Origin of the sequence: Aporhodopirellula sallentina SM41 (assembly GCF_000346505.1) — a bacterium.
Taxonomy (GTDB): Bacteria; Planctomycetota; Planctomycetia; order Pirellulales; family Pirellulaceae; genus Rhodopirellula; species Rhodopirellula sallentina.
Genome location: NZ_ANOH01000350.1, coordinates 1 through 22419, shown reverse-complemented (window position 1 = coordinate 22419; position 22419 = coordinate 1). Strand labels below are relative to the sequence as shown.

Below are 22419 nucleotides of genomic sequence, written 5' to 3'. Positions count from 1 at the left end.
AGCAATTCAGCAGTGATCGAACTCTCGCGAATGAACTGCGTCGATTCGGTCGGGCAGTGGCAACATACGTGTTCACGATGCCTGCTCGATACTTTTTCGATGCATGCCGCACGACTCTTTGCGTTTCATTCACCGCGTTTCCTTATCGCTCTGCGCCGTGGTGCAGAGCATGCACTTTTCTATTACGAGGAATGAGAGATGAGTATTCGAAAGTCGTCCCAAGGATTCACCTTGGTCGAGCTATTGGTCGTGATCGCAATCATTGGCGTGCTCGTCGGGCTGCTCCTGCCCGCAGTTCAAGCGGCACGCGAAGCGGCTCGTCGGATGAGCTGCAGCAACAACTTTAAACAGATCGGCCTCGCCCTTCACAACTATCACTCTGCCTACAATCAACTGCCCATGATTCAAAATGGGACGGTGCCCGGTGGCTTCACAGGCGATGGGCAATTCGATGAATCAACGGTCGCCAACCTCATGCAGTTGAGTGTTCTCGTGAGCCTGACGCCCTTCATTGAACAACAGGCCATTTGGGAGGAGATTTCCAACCCGAGCGTGTTCGACCTCAACGCCCCCACCGTGGCACGCACACCGCCGTGGCCCTCGATGGGACCAACACCCACCTTGGAAGGCACACCGAACGACGGCTATCGCCCCTGGATGACCGAAATCCCGGGCTTCCGTTGTCCGAGCGATCCCGGCACGGGCCTGCCCGCTATGGGACGCACTAACTACGTCGGCTGCACAGGCGATACGTTCTGGAACATGGACCGTGGCCCGCTGTCGAACGCCCTGCAAGAAAACCAAAGTCGCTCGATTAACATGCAGGCGTGTGCACGCGGTGTTTTTGTACCGCACTACGCCACGCGTTTTCGAGACATCCTCGATGGGACGGCGAACACGATCGCGATGGGTGAGATTGCAACGGATCTCGGTGATCGCAACGTGCGTACCCTTGGTCGACGTGCCGGCAGTGGTAACAGCGGTTGGTTTGGGATGCGAGATAACCCGAGTAACTATCGCACCGCCGACACAGATCCGGCCCGACCGCAGTTCTGGGCGACGGGCGCAACCGGTGTCTTCACCGAAGGTCACGAAGGTCGTGGATTCAAATGGGCGAATGGCCAAGGCGTCTACGGGCAATTCAACACAATCTTTCCACCGAACACTCCGGTCCTCGTGGGAACGGTCGCACGCAGTGCAGGCCTGCTGCCGCCGAGCAGCCAACACCAGGGCGGCTGTCATATTCTGATGGCCGATGGTGCGATCAAATTCATTACCGATTCGATCGAAGCCGGGGATCAAACCTCGAGAGTGGTCACCCCTGGCGCGGTAGCCAATGCCCGCGCCGGAGTCGCAAGCCCCTACGGTCTTTGGGGAGCCCTCGGCACGAAAGCGAATCGAGAAGTCATCGATTCTGAATTCTAGCCGGACCTAGAATCTAGCCGGACCTAGAAACGTCTCTGCAACACTCGTTGTTTTGATTCACCCTAAGCCTTTGGCTTTCGTTGTCCCGTGCTAACCGCGACCAACGCCGTCGCGAACGATCCTAACGTCGCAGGCCGCATGCGCGTTTCCGTTTTTCCCCCGGGTCTGGCTTTCAACCCACTAGCAGCCCCGGTCAACCAGAGAGTCATGATTCGACCAATCGACTCTCTCAAACAAATCACTTTTTGTAACCCCGTAACCCATCGATTAAACATGCATCTGTTGAAATTGTCTTTGTTCTCGTTCCTATTGGTATCTCTCGCCACCCTGTCTGGATGTGCCGATCAAGGCGCATCGGTTGTGCAACCGGATCCGGAAACACGAACCTATCCACAGTCCGATCCCGGTGAATCCATGGATGAGGTTCAATAGCCCTTCGGGGCCTTCAATGCCGTTGGCGAGGAGCCAACCTACGCATCCGCCTGATCAACGTAAAAACCGTGGACGGTTGTGGCCGCGGGTTGAACTCAGGCGGATTGCAACGTCTCGTTGCCCAAAGGTACGGTGAATTCGAACCGGAGAAGACGGGAAACGGGCGATCTGAAGTGCATTTTGACTGGTGCGTTGACAAGGCAGGGCGTATCGTAGTGGATTCACTATTCGACACTGGCCCTGCCCCGCTCTGCCGTTATGACTTCGCTCCCCGTTCTACCGTCCAATCAAACCTCCGAGCACAGCGACCAAAATTCCGAGCACAGCGACCAAACCGCCGAGCACGGTAACGAAGGCGGTGCTCAGCCTCGCAAAGCGCATCTGCTCAACCTGCCCGACGACGCCCTGAAAGATTGGCTCTCCGAGCGTGGTTATCCGGCGTTTCGTGCCAAACAGATCCGGCGATGGCTGTATTCCGGACGGGCCGAATCGTTTGATTCAATGTCGGATTTGCCTGCGAAGTTGCGTGCCGAGCTGGCGGAATCGTTTGACATCTTTCAGGCATCCGAAGCGCACGTCTCGACCTCGCGTGACGGCACCGAGAAGATTCTCGTTCGGCTCGCCGACGGTGGTGAGGTCGAGTGCGTTTTGCTTCGCGACGGTGACCGCCGAAGTATCTGTGTCAGCAGCCAGGTCGGCTGTGCGATGGGATGTGTTTTCTGCGCCAGCGGCCTGGACGGAGTCGACCGCAATTTGACACGCGGTGAAATCCTCGAACAAATGCTGCGACTGCAACACCGCTTGCCCGCCGACGAACGGCTCAGCCACATCGTGATGATGGGCATGGGCGAACCGCTCGCGAACTTGCCCGGCGTGCTCGCCGCACTCGACGTGGCCCGCAATCCCGACGGGCTCGGCATCAGCCCCCGGCGAATCACGATCAGCACCGTGGGTCTGCCGCCGGCGATCGACAAGCTCGCCGCCTCGAAGATCCCTTACAACCTCGCCGTCAGTCTGCATGCTCCCAACGATGAACTCCGCAGTCGCTTGGTACCGGTGAATCAAAAGATCGGCATCGAACCGGTACTCTCGGCAGCCGACCGCTACTTCCAAAGTTCCGGACGACGGCTCACGTTTGAGTACGTGTTGTTAGGCGGAATCAACGATTCGGAATCCTGTGCCCACGAACTGACCCGCGTCCTGCGAGGCCGAACGGTGATGATGAACGTCATCCCGTACAACCCGGTCGAAGGGCTGCCTTACAAAACGCCGAGCAAGGAATCGATCTCTCGCTTCAAACAAATCTTGGAATCGTCTGGCGTGAACGTGATGTTCCGTCAACGTAAAGGCGACGAGATCGACGCCGCGTGCGGCCAGTTACGAAGAAACCGCGGCGGCAAAACGAAATAGAGTTACGGGTTTGACGACGAACCGATGCCGAGGCATTGTGCGATTGGCAGTACGCGATCCCCGTAGCCGCATTCGTCAGAATTCAGTCCACCGAAGTTTCGTGACCTGCTGATTCACCATCACTTCTTCACGCCGAAGGCGTCTCAAGCAATTAGCCGGTGATCGAGCGTGGCGAGCTCTACCGGAACACGATTGCCAGTAAGAGGATTCGCCTCCGAAGGTGGTCGCGGAACTTGAAAGTTGGTTGCCGTGACACCCTCGGGAGACTGCCGAAATTGAAGTAATCAGATAGGTCTGAAGCCTAAAATCAATGCGGGGTGGTCCAGACCTGAACCTCGACCAGAGAAAGCATGCCTGTTCCCGATTCTTGGACTCGGACAAACGTGCCTCCTCGGACGGAATCGAGGCGGCAATGCGAGTCACTGTGGCGGCCGAGGATCATCAGCGATCCGGCCGACGGGATGTCACCGCGTTGGTACGAATACTCTCGCCCCCACAACTCTTTGCCGCCCTGATCCGGATCGGTATCAAACACCGAAACGCGGAATGTGCTGATCCGGTCGGCCGCGCTGTTGCGGTTGAAGATTCGGATCTGATCGATCGGCACCGACTCTTTCAACTCCACCTGCCACCAGGGCGATTTCGACAATTGCGTTGTCGTGAAGCGGGCCGTTGGAAAGATATCACCGTCGATCGCTTGGTCGGCTTTTCCGGTGACGACGTAGTGATCGCTCGACTGCGACGCGATTCCCGCCTGGGCCACGTTGCTCGCCGGCGGCCTGTCCGTTGCTGAGAAAACGCGGGCGTGGGTGAGCCCGAGAGACTTCTCACCGAGCCCTTTTTGGCCGATGCATTCGACGCGAATTACCCGCGTCGGCGCGCTGGCGAGTCGGGTCGCCGCGTCATCGGAGATGTCACCACCGTTGATGACCACGCCGTCTCTCCGCCAAAACGTTCCATCCGTTTTCCGTAACTGCGACCAGTGAACCTTGCCCTGAATGCCCGGATCACGTTCCCACAAACTGACCCGAATCAACCTCGGTTGATCGAGCCGTTTGGAGTCGCGACCGAACAACTCGATTCGCCCGGGCGTCACGACCTGTGGAAACGAAACCTGCCACCATTCATAACCGTTCGCGTTCACCCCACGACGCACTTCACCGTCACTGGCGACCAAGTCGCCGTCGACAGGGGCGGCGCGGTACCACTTTTCTCTCGTGGATGGATCGCGTGGTGTTGATTCAAAAATAGCAAGCCGGTCGAGGTAGGCGTCGTACCATCCGTTGTTTTCGATCAACAATTCAAAACTGGTCGCGTGGTGCCCGGTTGTGAACGACAACGACTCATAACCCGGAATCCAATCGGCCGAACCGATACGGCGGGTAGCTTCCTTCCCACCGTGCTGCCGAGCGGCGATCGTCAATTGTCCTTCCGCAGGAATTTCCGATGACCGCAATCGGATGTTCGCCAAACGTAAGGAGGACGCGTTCTCACTGACGGCGACCAAACACACGGTTTGCTTGCCGACGAGAGGTGGAATGTCTGCGATCGAGGAATACCAACTATCGTGCACGTTGGCCTGTGCGACGAACTCTCCGATCGTTGTGCCTTTCTGGTCACCCACTCGGATTTCGATTTTCGTCGGCTGTGTTGCTTTCTGGCCCGGGGGACGCGAAAAAACCAGCTCCATTTGGTTGTATTTCTCGGCCGGGCCGAAATCGACGTTGTCAAATCGCAACCAATCCCCGCGCCGAACACCTTGGGCGTACTTCACTCCGCGATGTTCCCCGGAAGCCAGCGAAGCCTGCTTCGCATCGGGATCACTGCATTCCATCCGGTGATCGGTCAACTTCACGTTCGCGGCGACCGTATAGGTCGTGTTGGGTTTGAGATCGCCAAAGGTCCGACGCATCGAATCGCCGGGACGCAAACGCACGGTGTGATTGCCGTAGCGGGCCAATCCGATGTTGAAGTGATTCCATGCGTTTCCATTGAAATAGGTTGGTGTCCCTTTAACCAACCATTTCTCCGAATTCGAATCGCTCTTCGAAGTCACCGATTCGGATGGGATCATTTCAGGCGGAGTACCGAATTGGCCGTTGGCAAAAATGTTCGTTCCCGGAAGGCTCCTCCACTCGTATTTCGGTTCCGGAGGATGACGAAAATCATGGCCGACTTTCCACATTGATTCTCCCGCTTCGAGTGCCCCCGCGTCGGGCGCGTCGCCACGGTATCCGTCGTTGATCCCCGGTAAAACGACACCGCAATCGATCGCCGACGACGATGCCGACAAACGAAAATCATTCTGTGCGAGGTTCACGAAATCGCCAGCATTGTAGACGTGATTCCCGCGACAATCGACACCGAGAGAGAAGCAATCCTCGGTCGCCAACATCAAATTGTTGTTGATGCTCATTTGCACCGCACGGTCGCTGACGTCGGTGTCGAGAACCGGAGGCGGTCCGATGAACGTGTTGTGGTAATACTTCAGAAAGTTCGGATAGCCGTGCCTCACGGTGTTCGGGCCAACGCCGTAGACGATATTGTGATGGATGACCAAATCGGTCCCCGCGTAGAACGCCGCGTAGATGCCTTTACGCTGCGAATGGCTGAAAACGTTGTGATGAACGATGCACCCGCCCCCGTTGCCGCGACCGGCATCGCCGTCGAACACACCGGTGTCCCATGACAACCGTCCGCCGTCTTTGAAAACGTTGTAGGCAAATTCACTGCGGTCGGGATATCCGTCGAGAAAACTCCTCGCGAACTTCGAAACCGTGTTATGACTGACCAAATGCGAATCGCCGCTCATCGCCAACACGCGTGCGGTCGCGGTGTAACCGATATCGTGAAAATAGTTATTAATGATTCGATTGCGTGAGTGGCCGATCGTCAGCGCACTGCCCCACGTCTGCGAAACTTCGTTGTCGCGAAAGAGATTGTCGCTGCCGCCGAGACGAAAACGCCCAACGTTATCTTTGTCGTAGCCGTAGAAACGATTGCCGCGATACGTGTTCGAGTTGGACTCGTCATTGGTGTGCACGCTCACGCCGCGAAAGGTGAATTTCTCGATCACAACGTGGCTGCGATCGCGAACGTCAAACGCATACGCACGGCGGCGGATTTCGATGTCGAGGTCTCGGGCGTCCTCTCCCGCCGCGGTTCGATAATAGAGTTGCTCCCCGCGGTGAAACCATTCCCGTGGCGCGTCGATCAACTTAATCGAAGAGTCGATGATGTAGCCAAAACGTTGCTTTTGAGAAACACCGTTGGTCGGTCGGTCGAACGTGACTTTTCCGGTCTTCGACTCATAGTCAGCGATGCGCCGCGTTTCGATCGTCCAATCGTTGACATGAAAATGAACTTTCGCGCCGTTGAAGAAATCATCGCCGTGGCCGGTCAAATCTTTTGCGGTGAAGCCTTCCGTGGTCAGGTCTCCCTTTTCGATCACGCCCCACCGGCTGAGGTCCAACGGATCGTATTCGCCTTTTTCCCGAGCGGTGAAACGCAGAAGACCGCCGACAAAGAGCGTTTCCCCGCGACCGTTTTCCCATACCGAGGTTCCCGCGTTCGCCTTCCAAATGTCACCGTTGCCCAAACGCGCCCAACCGGTGACCGGATCACACCCGCTGAGGATGACCTTCTCATTGCGATAGGCACCGAACCGAATCGGAGCGTCGCTCGTTCCCGATCGCGGCACCCGCACCGTCTCTCGATAGGTTCCGCCGCGAACGAGGACCACATCGCCCGGCTGCACGAGTTCGGCCGCTGCACTGATTGTCGCTTTGGGTTTCGCAATCGTCGTCCCCGCGTAGGAATCGTTTCCGCGGACAGCGTCTACATAGTAGGTCGTCGCTTTGCCGTTTTGACCTTTGACGCGTTCGACGGCATTGGCGGCCCCGGCATGCTGCCACCCCATTGCCGCCAAGACAGAAAGCATGCAAAGAACACGGGTCATGTTTGCGTTGAATGCGAGATAGCCGAACGGACTCATAAACACAGTCAGACAACTTGGTGGGAAAGGGCGAGTGGGGTGGGAGCGTCGCGGCCTCGCGCACCTCGTTGCGACGTGCGGGCATCTTAGCGGACGCCGGGGATCAATCACCACCCAACCAATACAAGGAAACACCGCCAATCCACTTTTATCTTACGATCTTCACGTGCGACAATTTGCACCAACTAAGAACGTTTGCCCCCTTTTTCGGAACTCGGTTTCCGAACGTGACGGTTCTCGGCATTGATGCGCACGACGATGCATCTCCCCTACATGCCAGCGCGCCAAACACAGTCAGGAACCCCGTGTTACTGCGCGAAAAAACAGCGGATCCCTCAAACAGGAACAGGCAAATCTGAACGAGATACGCAGTTGCGACGAAGGCTTCGCAAACCATCAAAGACATCGACAACAGAATACGTGGCAACGCCCGCCGCTTACTTGCGTTGCTGCGACGGATCAGTCTTATGCGTTGCCAACGTCGTGCGTTTCGTCCGCGTGGAGTCTCATCCCCGTGGCGGCACCTACGCGGATACAATGGAGCGTTTCCGACACGCACGATGAGAGGTCGGCGGTATGCCGATGTCCACACAAACCACCGTATTCCGCACCGTCGACCTGACCAAAACCTATCAAATGGGCGAGGTTCAGGTGCGTGCGCTGCGGGGAGTGAATCTCGAACTAATAGAGGGAGAGTTCGTCGTCCTCCTCGGTGCGTCGGGTAGTGGCAAATCGACACTACTGAACATTTTGGGCGGGTTGGACACGCCGACTTCCGGAAAAGTCCTCTACCTCGACACCGATTTGACGGCCAGTGACGACGCGGAGCTGACGCGATACCGCCGCGATCACGTCGGATTCGTTTTCCAGTTCTACAACTTGATCCCGAGTCTAACCGCCAAAGAGAACATCGAACTGATCACCGAAATCGCGGTCTCGCCACTCGACTCAATGGACGCACTCGAGATCGTCGGGCTTCGCGAACGGGCGAACCATTTCCCGGCCCAATTGTCCGGTGGAGAGCAACAACGGGTTGCGATCGCGAGAGCCATCGCGAAGAACCCCAAAGTCTTATTGTGTGACGAACCGACCGGCGCACTCGATGTCCATACAGGGATCGTCGTTCTCGAAGCGATCGCGAGAATCAATCGCGAGCTGGGCACGACGACCGCGGTCATCACCCACAACGCCTCGATCGCGAACATGGCCGACCGAGTGATCGCGCTATCAGACGGGCAGATCGCCTCGGTCACCGACAACCCGTCGAAGGTCACCGCACGGGATTTGCAATGGTGAACCGCTGCCTTTTGCGACGTCCCCCAATTCCCCAAGAATCGCCTCAAGGGGCCACGCATCGGTTTCGACCATGTTGAAACTCGACCGAAAACTGATTCGCGATCTGATTCAGTTGCGAGGCCAAGCCGCCGCGATCGGGTTGGTCATCACGGCCGGTGTTGCCACGTTCGTGATGTCGATGTGCGCGTACCGATCGCTCGAAGCGACACGTCAGAGCTTCTACGACGAGTATCTCTTCGCCGACGTTTTCTCGACGACCGTCCGGACCCCCGACGCGATCATTCCTCGGTTGAAAGAGATCCCAGGCGTGGCGGCGGTGGACACGCGTTTGGTCTACGATGTCTTGCTCGACGTTCCCGAAATGTCAGAACCGGCGACGGCGCGACTGATCAGCATCCCTGATTCCGGACAGAGCCGTCTGAATCAGGTTTACATTGCTCGCGGAAGAATGCTCGATCCGCTGCGAACCGGCGAGGTCGTCGTGTCGGAAGTCTTTGCCGACGCTCACGGCTTTGTTCCCGGCGACCAAGTTCGCGCGATCATCAACGGGAAGGTTCAAGAGTTGTCGATCGTCGGAATCGCCTTGTCACCCGAATACGTCATCCAAGTACAACCGGGAACGATCCTGCCTGATGACAAACGCTTCGGTATCTTCTGGGTCAGCGAAAACGACCTGGAAGCCGCGTTCGACATGGCGGGCGCATTCAACAGCGTCAGTTTACGCCTGGCATATGGCAACCACGTTGCGACGACCGTCGATGTGCTCGACCGATTGCTCATACCCTACGGCAGTGTTGGAGGTCACACCCGCGACGAACAGATTTCGCATCAATACCTGTCGGATGAACTCGCACAACTCCGTGGGATGGCGATATGGGCGCCGGCGATCTTCTTGGGCGTGGCCGCGTTCCTGCTGAACATCGCGATCTCGCGGATCATCACCCAACAACGCGAACAGATCGCCGCACTCAAAGCGTTCGGTTACTCAAACTTCGACATCGGTGCCCACTATTTCAACTTGGTGTTGATCATTTCGATGATCGGCACCACGTTGGGAATCGGGATCGGTTTTCTGTTGGGTGATGCGATGGTGGGCGCATACGATGCGTTCTACAAATTCCCCTCGTTGGAATTTCGCCCGGACTGGCTCTCCGTTGCCGTGGCGTTTCTGTTGACCACGTTGACCAGTCTGATAGGGACTTACCTCGCGGTGCGATCGGCCGTGCTGCTACCTCCGGCCGAAGCGATGCGTCCGGAACCGCCACCGAGCTACCGACCATCGCTCATCGAACGGTTGTTGCCGCCCCGGTCGCTCTCGCCGGAAGTCCGCATGGTGATCCGAAACATCACGCGGCGTCCGATCAAAGCATCGCTGTCGGTGGTCGGAATCTCGATGGCGGTGGCGGTCATGATCGTCGGCAACTTTTCGCTCGATGCGATGAACTACATGATGGACTTTCAGTTTCGCTTGGCTCAGCGACAAGACCTCACCGTCACGTTCGTCGAACCGGCCACCGAATCGGTCATGTACGAGGTACAAAACCTCGACGGTGTTTTGGCGAGCGAGACGATGCGCAGTATCCCGACACGCATTCGCTTTCAAAACCGATCCCGCCGCGTCGGAGTCATGGGAGTCGAACCGGACGCGAGCCTGTTCCGGTTGCTCGACGCGGACGAGAAAACAGTGCGTGTCCCCGATTTCGGAATCATGCTGAACACCAAACTGGCGGAAATCCTCGGCGTCCGTATCGGCGACCTTGTGATCGTGGAAGTCCTCGAGGACAAACGCCCCACGCTGACGATCGAAGTCGCGGCCCTCGTGGAGGAATATTCGGGCGTCAACGCGTACATGAACAAGCAACGATTGCATGAAGCGTTGCAAGAATCCAACGTCGCCTCGGGAGCGTTCCTGAAGGTCGACGCGAACCGCATCGAAACCGTCTTCGCGGAGTTGCAGCGTCGTCCGGGTGTGGGCAGCGTCTCGATCAAAGACGCGGCGATGAAGAGTTTTGAGAAGACGGTCGCCGAAAACATCATGGTCATGCGATCGTTTATCGTCGTCTTTGCGGGCGTGATTGCGATCGGCGTGGTCTACAATACTGCCCGGATTTCATTGTCCGAACGCAGCCGCGATCTGGCGACCATGCGTGTGGTTGGGTTCACCAACGGCGAGGTTTCCATCGTCTTGCTCGGTGAAATCGCCGCGTTCACGATCGCCGCGATCCCGTTGGGATGGATGATCGGATACGCTTTGGCCGGTTTGATGACGGCGGGATTGGATACAGACAACTATCGCATTCCGTTGGTCATCGAACGGGGCACGTTTGTGATGGCGGCGTTTGTCGTGATCGCGGCGACGACGGTTTCCGCGTGGGTGGTGCAGCGACGGGTGACGGAGTTGGACTTAATCGGTGTCTTAAAAACGAGGGAATAAATTGCACGGACGTTTGGCAATTCGATGAGATTTTCACTGAAGACACTGCTGTGGGGCACGCTCGCGATCGCGTTGTTGATCGTCGTCGTGCTGTCGCTCAACCCGAAACCGGTCACGGTCCAGGCGTCATTGGTGCAGACCGGTCCGCTGCGTGTCACGGTCCAGGAAGACGGCAAGACCCGCATTCGCGAGAAGTACACCGTCTCGGCTCCGGTGTCCGGACGACTGTCTCGGATCGAACTCAATCCCGGCGATCATCTCACCGAGAAAACGCTCCTCGCGGTGATCTTGCCGAGCGATCCGGCGATTTTGGACAAACGTGCTTTAGCGGAAGCGAACGCGCAGGTCCAAAGTGCCGAGGCGGCGTTGATGCGAGCCAACTCGCGAGTCGAACAGGCACGGATCAACGCTGACCTGAGCGAAACCAAATTCATCCGAGCACAGAAACTGGCCGACAACCGTGCCGCCTCACGGGAAGAATACGACATCGCGAAAGCCGAACGGCTGTTGGCGAAACAGGAAATCGAAACAGCCGAATTCGAAGTCGAGATCGCGAAGTTCGAAGTGAAGATGGCCAAGGCAGCATTGGATCAATTCTCGACCGACGACGACCAACTGTCGTTAAAACCGTTCGAAATTTTCTCGCCAATTGCCGGACGTGTCCTCCGCGTGATGCAAGAAAGCTCGACCGTCGTCGGCGTCGGCACGCCACTGATTGAACTGGGCGATCCGTCCAATCTCGAAATCGAGATCGATGTGCTGTCGACCGATGCGGTACGGATTCAAACCGGTGCCGAGTTAACGATCGAACACTGGGGAGGCACTACGCCGCTGCGTGCGAACGTTCGCGTTGTCGAGCCGGGTGCGTTCACCAAGGTCTCATCGCTCGGTGTCGAAGAACAACGTGTGAACGTGATTGCGGACTTCAACGAACCGCTGGAACGTATCGCGGCCCTCGGCGACGGTTATCGCGTCGAAGCAAAGATCACTGTCAACGAAATCGACAACGCCTTGCTGGTACCGAACAGTTCGTTGTTCCGACACGATCGTCGTTGGCATGTGCTGGCGATCGTCAACGGCGTCGCCGAGTTAACACCGGTCAAAATTGGTTTGCAAAACGAAGAGCAAACACAGATCCTCGATGGGCTCGACGAAGGAGCACGTGTGATCGAATACCCGAGCGATCAATTGCAGCCAGGCACTCGCGTGAAGATCGAGTCGGCGCCGTAGCGATTCGCACCACCGATCGGCGTGCGTTCAAGATGCGAATCAACCAATAACCACGCATCGAATCACTCCCTAATTCACTGACTAAATCACACGTCGCCCGTTTCGTTACCACTCACCGCGCAGTCGTTTCGCACCTTCGCGATAACGTTCCGTTGTTTTCTCGACAATCTCTTTCGGCAGCGGCGGTGGTACGCTGTCGCGATCCCAGTCCGATGCGTGCAGCCATTCGCGGACGAACTGCTTGTCAAACGATCGCTGTGCCTGGCCGGGCTTGTATTCGTCCGCGGCCCAGAAACGAGAACTATCGGGCGTCAAAACTTCGTCGATCAAAATCAACCGACCGTCACACCATCCGAATTCGAATTTCGTGTCAGCGATCAAAACGCCCTGACGCGAGGCAAGCTTCGCCGCGTCTTCATAGATGGTCAGACTCATCTGCCGGAGTTGCTCGGCCGTTTCGTTGCCGAGGTCTGCGACCATCACGTCGAACGGCACGTTTTCGTCGTGGCCTTCCTCGGCTTTGGTCGACGGCGTGAAAATTGGCGATTCGAGCTGTTCACACTGTCGCAGGCCCTCGGGAAGTCGGACTCCGCAGATTTCTCCCGACTGCTGGTACGCTCGCCAACCACTGCCCTCGAGATAGCCCCGGACGACGCATTCGAACGGAACCACCTCGGCCTTTCGTGTCACCATAATCCGTCCCTGCAGCGGTGTCGGATCGACGACATTGGCAACCACCTCGGGAACGTCGGTACTGATCAGATGGTGTGCCAACGGACTGCCCGATTCGCTCAGCCGGCCGCCGATTTCTCCCGAGTCGATCGCATCGAACCAAAACCGGCTCATCGAGGTCAACAACTCGCCTTTGCCCGGAATTCCCGAGGGCAAAATGTAGTCGAACGCGCTGATCCGGTCCGAACTGACGATCATCAGGGTGTCGCCGAGGTCGTAAACATCGCGCACTTTGCCCTGGCGGCGGGGAAACGGCAGATGGGTCTCCAGCAACGCACCGGCGTCGTCAAACCGATATGGCTCAGGGAGAGCGTCGCTTGACGAGGGGGCGGCAGACTGGGGGGCGGGTGATTGCGGGGCGTTCTGGGGGTCGGAGTGCATGTTCATCTCCCAAATTTGGCACAGCGAACCGAGTTTGAACAGATCAGGCCCGGGATTGAAACGATCCGCAGGCGTGGCCCGTCTCGCAGGGCGAGAGCGAACCGACTAACATAAAGTCAAACAGTGGTGAGATAGTGTCACGTTGTCTACCCTTTTCGATCCCCGCACACGGTACAGAGAAATTTGACAGCCATGGGTCAAATGCACTTCCATGTTTCCGATGCGGCAGCAGAGTTCTTCCACCAATGCCGCTGGAACGATGCCTATCTGTGTGGCATCGAGGGCGTGCCGTGGCAAACCCGTAACATTTTTCACCCCGACAACTCGCAGGCGAGTGGCCCGGTTTCGTCGCCGAGTGAACTGCCCGAGGGTTTCGCGAAATCGGGAAACGCGGGCGGCCGTTTGACTCTCACCCGCAGCGTCGCGACGTCGGCGAAACTGCTGATCACGTGTCCCGTCGAAGGAATCGGATACCGCGTCCTGACGACGTGTTCGCTTCGCTGCCTCGACGCACCTCACCGCTTGATCGTCGAACTGGCACGTGGTTGCTGTTATCGCGTGCGAACTCAGGCCGATACGTGGCAACGCGGCGGCCTTTCGCTTAACGAGCACTTCGAAGAACTGCTCGCCGAGGGAACGCGACACTTTTTGGACGCACTGCAGCCGAAATCAGCGAGCGTGAATCCACACAGCGGAGCGAGCCTCGTTTCGGCGAGTCTCGATGCGGAGAAGGAATCCGCCAAGTCGGCGATCCGAGCGATCACGATTTTGGAGAAAGCGTCGAGCGAGTTGGGCGAACTGTTCTCGTCACAATCGCTCGCGTTTCGCCGGTCACGAGAACCTCGACTGAGCACGATGATGGCGGTCGGCGTATCCCCGGAAGCCTGCTGTGCTGCGAACGGTTCCTCTTCCGGACGGCCAATCTCGCCGGCCGGGCCAATCCCATCGGGAGGAACTGCCCCCGGCGGCAATAAACCAGGCTCGACCGCAACGCTAGCCAACGCGGTCGCCGGATTTGGCGAACCCACGTCCGTGATCGACAACGGCATCGTCCCCGCATTCAACGCCGCCGCCGTTCGCATCAGTTGGGGTGACATCGAAGACGCCTCCGGCACGCCCGACTTCACCGAGGTTTCCAAAATCCTCGACGAATGCGCCAGCCTCGGGATGCGAGTGATCGGCGGCCCGGTGATCGACCACCGCGAAGGGTTGCTGCCGGATTGGCTGACGCTAATGGACAACGATTTTGAAAAGTTATTGTCGTCCATGACTCAGTTCGTCGAAGCCACCGTGAACCAATTCCGCGGCCAGGTGCATCTTTGGAACGCGGCCTCGGGGTTGAACCTCAGCGGCCCGTTGCGGCTCGACGATGAACAGGTGATGCGTTTTTCGATCGGCGTGCTGCAAACAATCCGCCGGTGCGACCCGACGACGCCCGTCATCATGTCGATCGAACAACCGTGCGGTGAATACCTCGCCCGACACGCCGACGGTATTTCACCAATCCATTTCGCGGACGCACTGCTGCGCAGCGGCCTGGGCCTGGCCGGCATCGGGTTGAACTTTCGCTTTGGATACGATCACGGCGAAACCCATCCGCGGTCAGCTCTCGAGTTCGCCCAATTAATCGATCGCTGGGGAACGCTCAACGCTCCGTTACTCGTGCAGCTCTCGATCCCCGCGGCGCCGGGAAACGATCCGGCCGCCCGATTGCAAACCAGCCCGGTTTCACTCAGCCCGTCGATTAACAACCAAGCGGAGTTGTGGGCGCGTCAGCAACACGAGTTCGCCAAGCCATTGATCGAAACTCTGCTCGCCAAACAAATCGTTCACGCAGTCGTCTGGGATGGCGCGTCCGACCGGGCACCTCACGTCATGCCCCACGCCGGCGTGATCGACAGCAACGGCAACCCCCGCCCCATGCTGCCGTATCTAACCAAGCTCCGAGAAGAACTCCTGATGTAGACTCCAGCAACCGATCTGGATCAATCATCAACCCGCAAGCGCGCACTCGTGCTATTGGTGCGTCACGATCAAGCAGAAGGGTTCAAGGGCGTAGCGAAAGTCGCCGAGACTTTCGGTGATCCACGCGTCCTACCGAAAACGACGCGATGACGCACCGCTAGTTTCTTAGCATTCCGGAACACCGTGGTGGATCTCGTCAAAGATCCTGCTGCATGAGGATCTTTGACAAGATCCACTACCGGAAAAGTGAGCCGACACGAACGCGTAGCTGGATTCGCCGGAATTCAGACCACCGAAGTCTCGCGACATCGGCGACATCGGCTCTAAGAACGCTCCAATCGCTGGCCACTTAGCAAAAATGAAAACGGCATCTCACGCGTGCCGTTGCACCCCGCGAATCAGCTCCGGATCTGCCAGTCGTTCATTTTCTCTAGCAGGTCGTTGCGGGTCAGATTGAAATGCAGCGGGGTCAGCGTAATCTTCCCTTCGCGAAGCTGCGTTAGGTCCGTCATCTCCGCCGGGGCCTTGGTCGGTTCGGTCCACAACGCCCAGTAATAATCGCGTCCGCCGGGATCCTGCCGTTTTTCATATCGCCGGCCGTATTGGGCCAGCCCCATCGGGACGACTTTCACCTCGCTCGTCGTCTTCGTGGCCGCGGTCGGGATGTTGAGATTGAACAGACCGCCCTCACATTCGTCGTGACGGATCAACTGACCGATCACGTTCCGGGCGATCACAGCCGCCGCGTCGAAATCGGCGTCCTCATCATGCTCGAGAGAAACGGCGACACTCGTCACTCCGAAAAACGCACCTTCGATCGCCGCGGCAACAGTGCCTGAATACAACACATTGATCCCGGCATTCAATCCGCTGTTGATCCCACTGACGACCAAGTCGATCGGTTCATCTGCGAAGAGTTCGGCAAGAGCGAGCTTCACACAATCGGCAGGAGACCCTTCGACCGCCCACGCCCAATGGCGTCCTTCGCGGTGAATCGACTTAGGCACCAACGGGGTTAGATAGGTAATCGAATGCCCCACCCCACTTTGCTCCGTCGCTGGGGCGACCACGATCACCTCCCCGAGGTGTCGCAACTGATGCCCCAACGCGGCCAACCCAGGCGCGTAAACTCCGTCGTCGTTTGTTAACAGTATCCTCATCGCAGTCCGTTCGTCTTTCGTAACGCCCGTGGCGTCGCTCAGGGGAAAAGAAAGTTGCAATCGGGTTGCGGCGCAGCCCATCTGTTCACCACAACACGCCTCCTACCTCCCCCCCATTTCACACCATTGCGTCCCGTTCGGGAACCCATCGCCCGGCACCGCGGCGGAGGCACGCTTCAAAGGATCCATCGTCGTATGGGTGTCCCCCTCCACACCCACGCAATCGTTCACTCGGGTCACCGAACCAACAGAGAACCAACTCGGCACGGCGAGCCAAACCTCCACGTGGCAAGATCCACGCCCTAGCAAACCAACACCGCGGGTGCGAGACGCCACTAACAACAGAAAAGGACGCAGGTCACAAACGTTCCTCCTCCCCCCCGGCTACCACAACACCTGCACATAAGAGCCACACTTATAAGACCAGTGCCGTTCCTCAATGACTTACGAACCAATCCGAACACCACTCGCAAAGGCACGCCCACAATCCTTAGCCCCGGTGGTCCCCCACCTCATCGAACGTTGCAGTTCTTAACAATTCGCCGGCCACCATCTTCGTCCGCAACGCGATCCTATCATCCCTTGATACACCATTAAGAACGCCTCACGCCCAACGGCAATAAAGCATTGATACAAGTGTTACAAACCGAACACAAACATCCCCGCCCTAATGCAGCCCCTGTGCATCCCTAAAGCCACTCAGCCACATCGTTCCAAGGGAAGCTCAAGAACCAATCACATTCCTTCTTGACGAGAAAAGCACGAAAAGCTTGGCGTTTGCAACGGTTCGCGCATAACGGGCTGTTGATTTATTCAAGAGTCAACCTGCTTTCGTTTAACCGGTAGCCGTAGGCGACGTGCAGCAGCAAGCAGGTCGCCTTTGGCTGCCCGTTAGACGAATAAATCAACAGCCCGATAACCCGCCACGAACGTCGATCGACGGAGCAATGCTCGGATAAATGTTGAGATCTTGTGAACGCGATGCCTAGAACTCATGAACCCCAAGCCAACAAACCCTTCAAACATGAAGGACTCAAGAGTGTTATGAATATTGCAACATATAAGACCTTAGTTCGGTTGCTCGTCGCTATAAACCAACGCGCACAAACCACTCCCCTGTAGAGGTGACAGCCTTGGCACTAGAGAACCGTTTTCGACAAAATTTCAGAATTGAGGGAAGACAATTCCTAGAGTCTCTTGTTTATTAGTTTCGTCGTCGGTTCCATTTTGTCGACGCTCACGTCACACGAACACTTTGAAAGAGACAATATGAAGAAGTCGGAAACTCGATCTGCATTCACTTTGGTCGAGCTGTTAGTCGTGATCGCCATCATCGGTGTTCTCGTTGGATTGTTGTTGCCTGCCGTCCAGGCAGCACGTGAAGCCGCTCGTCGGATGAGCTGCAGTAATAACTTCAAACAGTTGGGACTCGGAATCCACAACTACCACTCGGCATACAACCAACTGCCGATCCAAAAGGCGGGCACCGGACTTTACCCCAACGCAAGCTGGGACCTGTCCAACACGCAAGGCAACTGCGAAGAACTCAGTGCGCTCGTCGGCGTGCTCCCATTCGTAGAAGCCCAAGCGTTGTGGGAACAAATCGCTAACCCGAATGCGCCGAACAAAGACGGCTCCGCAGGCATTTGGCCGGCAATGGGGCCGACGCCGGACAACGGCACGGGCAACGGAAACTACGGACCATGGAACGAGGAGCTACCGTTCCTGCGTTGCCCGAGCGATCCGGGAACCGGGCTTCCCGCCGCCGGACGAACCAACTACGCCGCCAGCCTCGGTGACAGCATCGTTTCGTCGACCGACGGACCGACCACGAGCACGCTCAACAAGAAGAACTCGAACGCCGGACAAATGGCTCGTGCTAACTGCCGTGGTGTCTTCGTCCCGCGGCAAAAGGCCAAATTCCGTGACATCCTCGACGGCCTCGCCAACACAATCATGATGGGCGAGATCGTGACGGACCTGGGCGACCGTGACATCCGCACCAACCCGAACGCGATCGGAACCACCGCGACAATCGTTGCCAATCCAGCTCTGTGCGGCGACGCATCCACCGTCGACGCGACCCGGCCTCAGTTCTGGGCCACCTCCGGGGTAGCGTTGATCAATACCGGCAGCATCGGTCGTGGTTTTCGATGGGCCGACGGCAACCCCGTCTACTCGGGCATGATGACCATCAGCCCACCCAACAGCGCCGCCTGCGTCGCTGACGAAGGCATGTATGACGGCAGCGGTATCATCGCGACCGCGTCGGCAGACAAACGATACGGTTTGATGCCTGCCGGTAGCCGCCACCAAGGCGGATGCCACGTCCTGATGGGTGACGGCGCGGTCAAGTTCATCACTGACTCGATTGAAGCGGGAACGCAAACCAGCCCGATGGTCGCTCGAATCCACACCAGCGACACCGGACTCGCGTCTGGCTCGCAAAGCCCGTATGGCTTGTGGGGCAAGTTGGGAACGAAGGCTTCGAAGGAAGTCATCGATTCCGAGTTCTAATCGAATCTCACGTTTCCTAGAACTGATCTGGTAAGCATGATCAATCGATGTTCCGTCGGACGTTCGCCGTGGCTGATTCACAACCACGGTTAGCGCCGACCAACTAATCAAGCTTCCGTTCGGCACTCAACTCAAAACGCTGTGGTCAGCAAAAGCGACCGCAGCGTTTTTTCATGCGCGTCGCTGGAAACGACAAAGCCCCAACTGCCTCGTACGATGCAACATCTGCCCCAGCAGAAGGAGCAAACTGAGCACTGACGCTCGTCGATCAATCACGCCGCCGGTCGTTTCGAGCAACCTCGTACTGAAATCACATGACCGTTGGACAAACTCGCAAGAGCCTTTATACGGTACCGGTGTTTATCACTCACTACACGCCCGAGACGATCCTGTATCGGGCATTCTCGTCCTTCTGCTGAGTGAGTGAATACGATGAATACGCGAAACGCCCGTCGTGGCTTTACCCTTGTTGAGTTGCTGGTGGTGATCGCCATCATTGGAGTCTTGGTCGGCCTGCTGCTCCCCGCGGTTCAAGCCGCCCGGGAAGCGGCACGCCGGATGAGTTGCAGTAACAACTTCAAACAAATCGGATTGGGGATCCACAACTACCATTCCGCCTACAACCAACTTCCGATTCAAAAGGGTGGCACCGGACTGAGCGTTGCCACGGCATGGGACACGCCCAACGTCAACGCAAACGGCGAAGAGCTCAGTGCGTTAGTGGGGTTGTTGCCTTTCGTTGAAGCACAGGCTCTCTGGGAACAAATCAGCAACCCCAACGCGCCAAACAAGAACGGCACCACTGGCACGCTCTATCCGGCGATGGGTCCTTCACCGGACGGAGGCGTCAGCAACGGAACCACCGATGACACGAGCTATGGTCCGTGGAGCGAAGAGCTTCCAACCCTCCGCTGCCCGAGCGATCCCGGCACAGGGGTGCCATCGGCGGGCCGAACCAACTACGCCGTTTGCCTCGGCGATAGCATTGTTTCATCGACCGACGGACCGACCAGCCGAACGCTGTACAAGAAAGACTCCAATGTCTATCAGATGGCACGTGCGAACTGCCGCGGCGTATTCGTTCCACGGCAGAAGGCGATGTTCCGCGACATCCTCGACGGTCTCGCCAATACGATCATGATGGGCGAAATCACGACGGACCTCGGCGACCGCGACATCCGCACGAACCCTCGCCTCAGCGGCACGACCGCGGCTTTGACGCTGGATCCGTCGGCCTGTGGTGAAGCCACATTTGTCAATTCAACACGGCCTCAGTTCTGGGCCGAAAGCGGCGTGACGCTGATCGCGACCGGCAGCATCGCCCGGGGTTATCGATGGGCCGACGGCAACCCGGTCTACACAGGCATGATGACAATCAGCCCACCAAACTCGGCCGCCTGCGTGACCAGCGAAGGAGCCTACGACCACAGTTCCGATACGATCGTCGCCACAGCCACCACGGACAAGCGTTACGGGTTGATGCCTCCGAGCAGTCGACACCAAGGAGGCTGCCACGTCTTGATGGGTGACGGCGCCGTGAAATTCATCACCGATTCGATCGAAGCAGGAACACAAACCAGCCCGATGGTTGCGATGATCAACCTGACCAACGCAGGCTTACCCGCCGGATCACAAAGCCCCTACGGTCTGTGGGGCAAACTGGGAACGAAAGCGTCCAAAGAAGTGATCGACGCCGAGTTTTAGAAGCAAACAAGATCACTAAGCCGAAGCAAGCATTTCCTCTAATGCCCTTCGGCCGCTCAACCCACGTAGCCCGGTCTTTCCAAGACCGAGACCCCGCAAGACACCCACAGCACGAACACATTGCGTGTGCCCCCTTTTCCTGAGTAGCAACGCCACGGTTCCTCCTTCCGGGAGGTTGGAGGTGATGACGCTTGAGGCGGCAAAAAGTGACAGGTGCGTTTTGTTCGTTTAGGTCGTGTCTGGTGTTGGTCCGGGGCTAATCGCAGATTCGCAGAGAGTCGGTGCTTGAGGCTATCCGGTGCTCCGCGTCATTGCGTGTCAGCGTTCAAACGTTCGCGACTGCAATGAGGCGGCGAGGGGAAGAGGGTGAGTGCTGTCTATTGCCATAGGTCGGTGTTCATCCCAGAGGGATTTCAAGCCATTAGCCCCAGGTCGCGTCAGCGCACTTGGGGAGATCGATCACAATGAGTTCTGACCGCCCCCGAAGGTGGTCGCAGCGAACCGATTTAATGAATCTGCGACCAACTTCGAGCGCGGAGCCAAACTTTGCTCTCCATTCAGGCGGTGGTCACTTCGCTAAAACCTCCCGGGGGAAAGTGAGCGGGGGTAGGGACACTCTTTCGCGTCAGATGCCGCTCGTGAATACTCTTGGGTTGTCGATCGCGGCTTTAGATCGTGATGGCTTCGGCGACCGGCAGTGTAAAAATTTTGCCGTCTCCGATCTCGCCTTGGGTGCCGGTCTTTGAGGAGGACTGGATGATGCTGATCACCTCGTCGACCTGATCGTCATCGACGACCAATTCCAAGATCACCTTTCGCAGCAAATCGATCCGGTACTCGTTACCGCGAAAAGTTGCTGTTTGGCCCCTTTGCCGGCCGTATCCCAACGCGTCGCTGACCATCGTTTCCGGGTAGCCCGCGTCCTGCAACGCGGTCCGCACGGTCGACAATCGAATCGGCTGAATGATCGCTTGAACTAGAATCATGAGCGGGTGCGTGAGAGAGTTGAAACGGTCGCTTAGCCCGGATCCGACGATTGCACCACAAGCGGCCGAAACACGCAATCCTGGGCGAAAGTTTCATTCATCCGACCGCCAAACCTCGGCAGGTCGGACGCGCAACAAAAAACGTGGCCGGCCGCTCGATGGCGACGGGCCACGTTCGTGGTTTAACGATGTTCTGCGATCAGGACGTCGAGTGATCGCCAGATTCCGACTCGCTCTCCGATGCGGGCATCTCTTCGGAAGCGATCCGGCGAGCTTCCGCAACGACGGCCATCGCGGCTCGGAGTTCCAGCGGCGAGAAGAAGCGGATGTTGCCGGTGTAGCGGCTCTCGACGCGGTTCTTCCGAGCCAACTCTTCCCAGCTCAAACCGTCCATCAGGTTCCACGCAGCGGCTTGTGCGGTGTTCTGGGCGACCTGGCCGTTGCCGAGGGCCTGGCAAAGCAGTGCGACGGCGGGGTCCTTCGTGACTTGTTCGAGCGGCACGATCGCGTATTTCATTTTCGGGTTCGGGTCGGGTTTTCCGTGTTCGAGGCAAACGGTATTGAGGGCCACCTTTTGAACACGACCGGCAGGCACGGTGAACATGCCACCGCCCATTCCGCCACCCATGCCGCCCATGCCCGCCTCCCATCGCCCACCGCCCATACCACCGCCCATACCGCCACCGCCGCCCATGGCTTGGCCGCCGCCTCCTCCCATGCCGCCGCCCATACCCACCCATCGCCGCCGCCCAT

At 57.8% G+C, this 22419-nt stretch carries 13 protein-coding genes and 1 pseudogene; 9 read left to right on the top strand and 5 right to left on the bottom strand.

The features are described 5' to 3' along the window. The first annotated feature begins 198 nt into the window (after positions 1-198). The 3 genes from RSSM_RS23130 (at position 199) to rlmN (ending at position 3267) form a co-directional block, all read left to right on the top strand. Positions 199-1425, top strand: coding sequence for a DUF1559 domain-containing protein (locus RSSM_RS23130; RefSeq protein WP_008684866.1), 1227 nt, complete (start codon positions 199-201; stop codon positions 1423-1425). Between the two features lie 273 nt (positions 1426-1698). Further along, positions 1699-1857 carry a hypothetical protein gene (locus RSSM_RS33915; protein ID WP_160168169.1) on the top strand — a complete coding sequence of 53 codons (159 nt, stop codon included), beginning with the start codon at positions 1699-1701 and terminating at the stop codon, positions 1855-1857. 258 nt (positions 1858-2115) lie between these two features. Then, positions 2116-3267: a 23S rRNA (adenine(2503)-C(2))-methyltransferase RlmN gene (gene rlmN, locus RSSM_RS23120; RefSeq protein ID WP_008684862.1), complete on the top strand. Its 1152-nt coding sequence runs from the start codon at positions 2116-2118 to the stop codon at positions 3265-3267. A 307-nt stretch (positions 3268-3574) separates the two neighbouring features. Here the strand turns inward: rlmN and RSSM_RS23115 are convergent, their stop codons facing one another. Further along, positions 3575-7225 carry a galactose-binding domain-containing protein gene (locus RSSM_RS23115; RefSeq protein ID WP_236621324.1) on the bottom strand — a complete coding sequence of 1217 codons (3651 nt, stop codon included), beginning with the start codon at positions 7223-7225 and terminating at the stop codon, positions 3575-3577. A gap of 618 nt (positions 7226-7843) precedes the next feature. Between RSSM_RS23115 and RSSM_RS23110 the strand changes: the two genes are divergently transcribed. From RSSM_RS23110 to RSSM_RS23100, 3 genes are all read left to right on the top strand, one after another. Then, positions 7844-8557 (top strand): ABC transporter ATP-binding protein, encoded by a 714-nt coding sequence (locus tag RSSM_RS23110; RefSeq protein ID WP_173403177.1) that lies wholly within the window; start codon positions 7844-7846, stop codon positions 8555-8557. 70 nt (positions 8558-8627) lie between these two features. Continuing rightward, a complete protein-coding gene (locus RSSM_RS23105) occupies positions 8628-10991 on the top strand; it encodes an ABC transporter permease (RefSeq protein WP_008684853.1) in 2364 nt (787 codons plus the stop codon). 24 nt (positions 10992-11015) lie between these two features. Continuing rightward, a complete protein-coding gene (locus RSSM_RS23100; RefSeq protein WP_008684850.1) occupies positions 11016-12221 on the top strand; it encodes an efflux RND transporter periplasmic adaptor subunit in 1206 nt (401 codons plus the stop codon). 105 nt (positions 12222-12326) lie between these two features. Here RSSM_RS23100 and RSSM_RS23095 read toward each other — a convergent pair whose 3' ends face one another. After that, positions 12327-13340, bottom strand: coding sequence for a phosphoribosylaminoimidazolesuccinocarboxamide synthase (locus RSSM_RS23095; RefSeq protein WP_081613871.1), 1014 nt, complete (start codon positions 13338-13340; stop codon positions 12327-12329). 186 nt (positions 13341-13526) lie between these two features. Between RSSM_RS23095 and RSSM_RS23090 the strand changes: the two genes are divergently transcribed. Continuing rightward, on the top strand, positions 13527-15299 hold the full coding sequence (locus RSSM_RS23090) for an endo-1,4-beta-xylanase (RefSeq protein WP_008684845.1): 1773 nt from the start codon (positions 13527-13529) through the stop codon (positions 15297-15299). 398 nt (positions 15300-15697) lie between these two features. Here RSSM_RS23090 and surE read toward each other — a convergent pair whose 3' ends face one another. Continuing rightward, the gene (gene surE, locus RSSM_RS23085; RefSeq protein ID WP_044303374.1) at positions 15698-16459 is read right to left on the bottom strand and encodes a 5'/3'-nucleotidase SurE; all 762 of its coding nucleotides are present in this window, start codon (positions 16457-16459) and stop codon (positions 15698-15700) included. A gap of 1269 nt (positions 16460-17728) precedes the next feature. Here surE and RSSM_RS23080 point away from each other — a divergent pair. Next, positions 17729-18976, top strand: a complete 1248-nt coding sequence (locus RSSM_RS23080; RefSeq protein ID WP_044303373.1) for a DUF1559 domain-containing protein — start codon at positions 17729-17731, stop codon at positions 18974-18976. A 432-nt stretch (positions 18977-19408) separates the two neighbouring features. Further along, positions 19409-20680, top strand: a complete 1272-nt coding sequence (locus RSSM_RS23075) for a DUF1559 domain-containing protein (RefSeq protein ID WP_044303367.1) — start codon at positions 19409-19411, stop codon at positions 20678-20680. A gap of 668 nt (positions 20681-21348) precedes the next feature. Here RSSM_RS23075 and RSSM_RS23070 read toward each other — a convergent pair. Together RSSM_RS23070 and RSSM_RS23065 are read right to left on the bottom strand one after the other, a co-directional pair. Then, the gene (locus RSSM_RS23070; protein WP_008684830.1) at positions 21349-21666 is read right to left on the bottom strand and encodes a P-II family nitrogen regulator; all 318 of its coding nucleotides are present in this window, start codon (positions 21664-21666) and stop codon (positions 21349-21351) included. A 199-nt stretch (positions 21667-21865) separates the two neighbouring features. Then, positions 21866-22419, bottom strand: a pseudogene (locus tag RSSM_RS23065) (hypothetical protein); the annotation flags it as partial.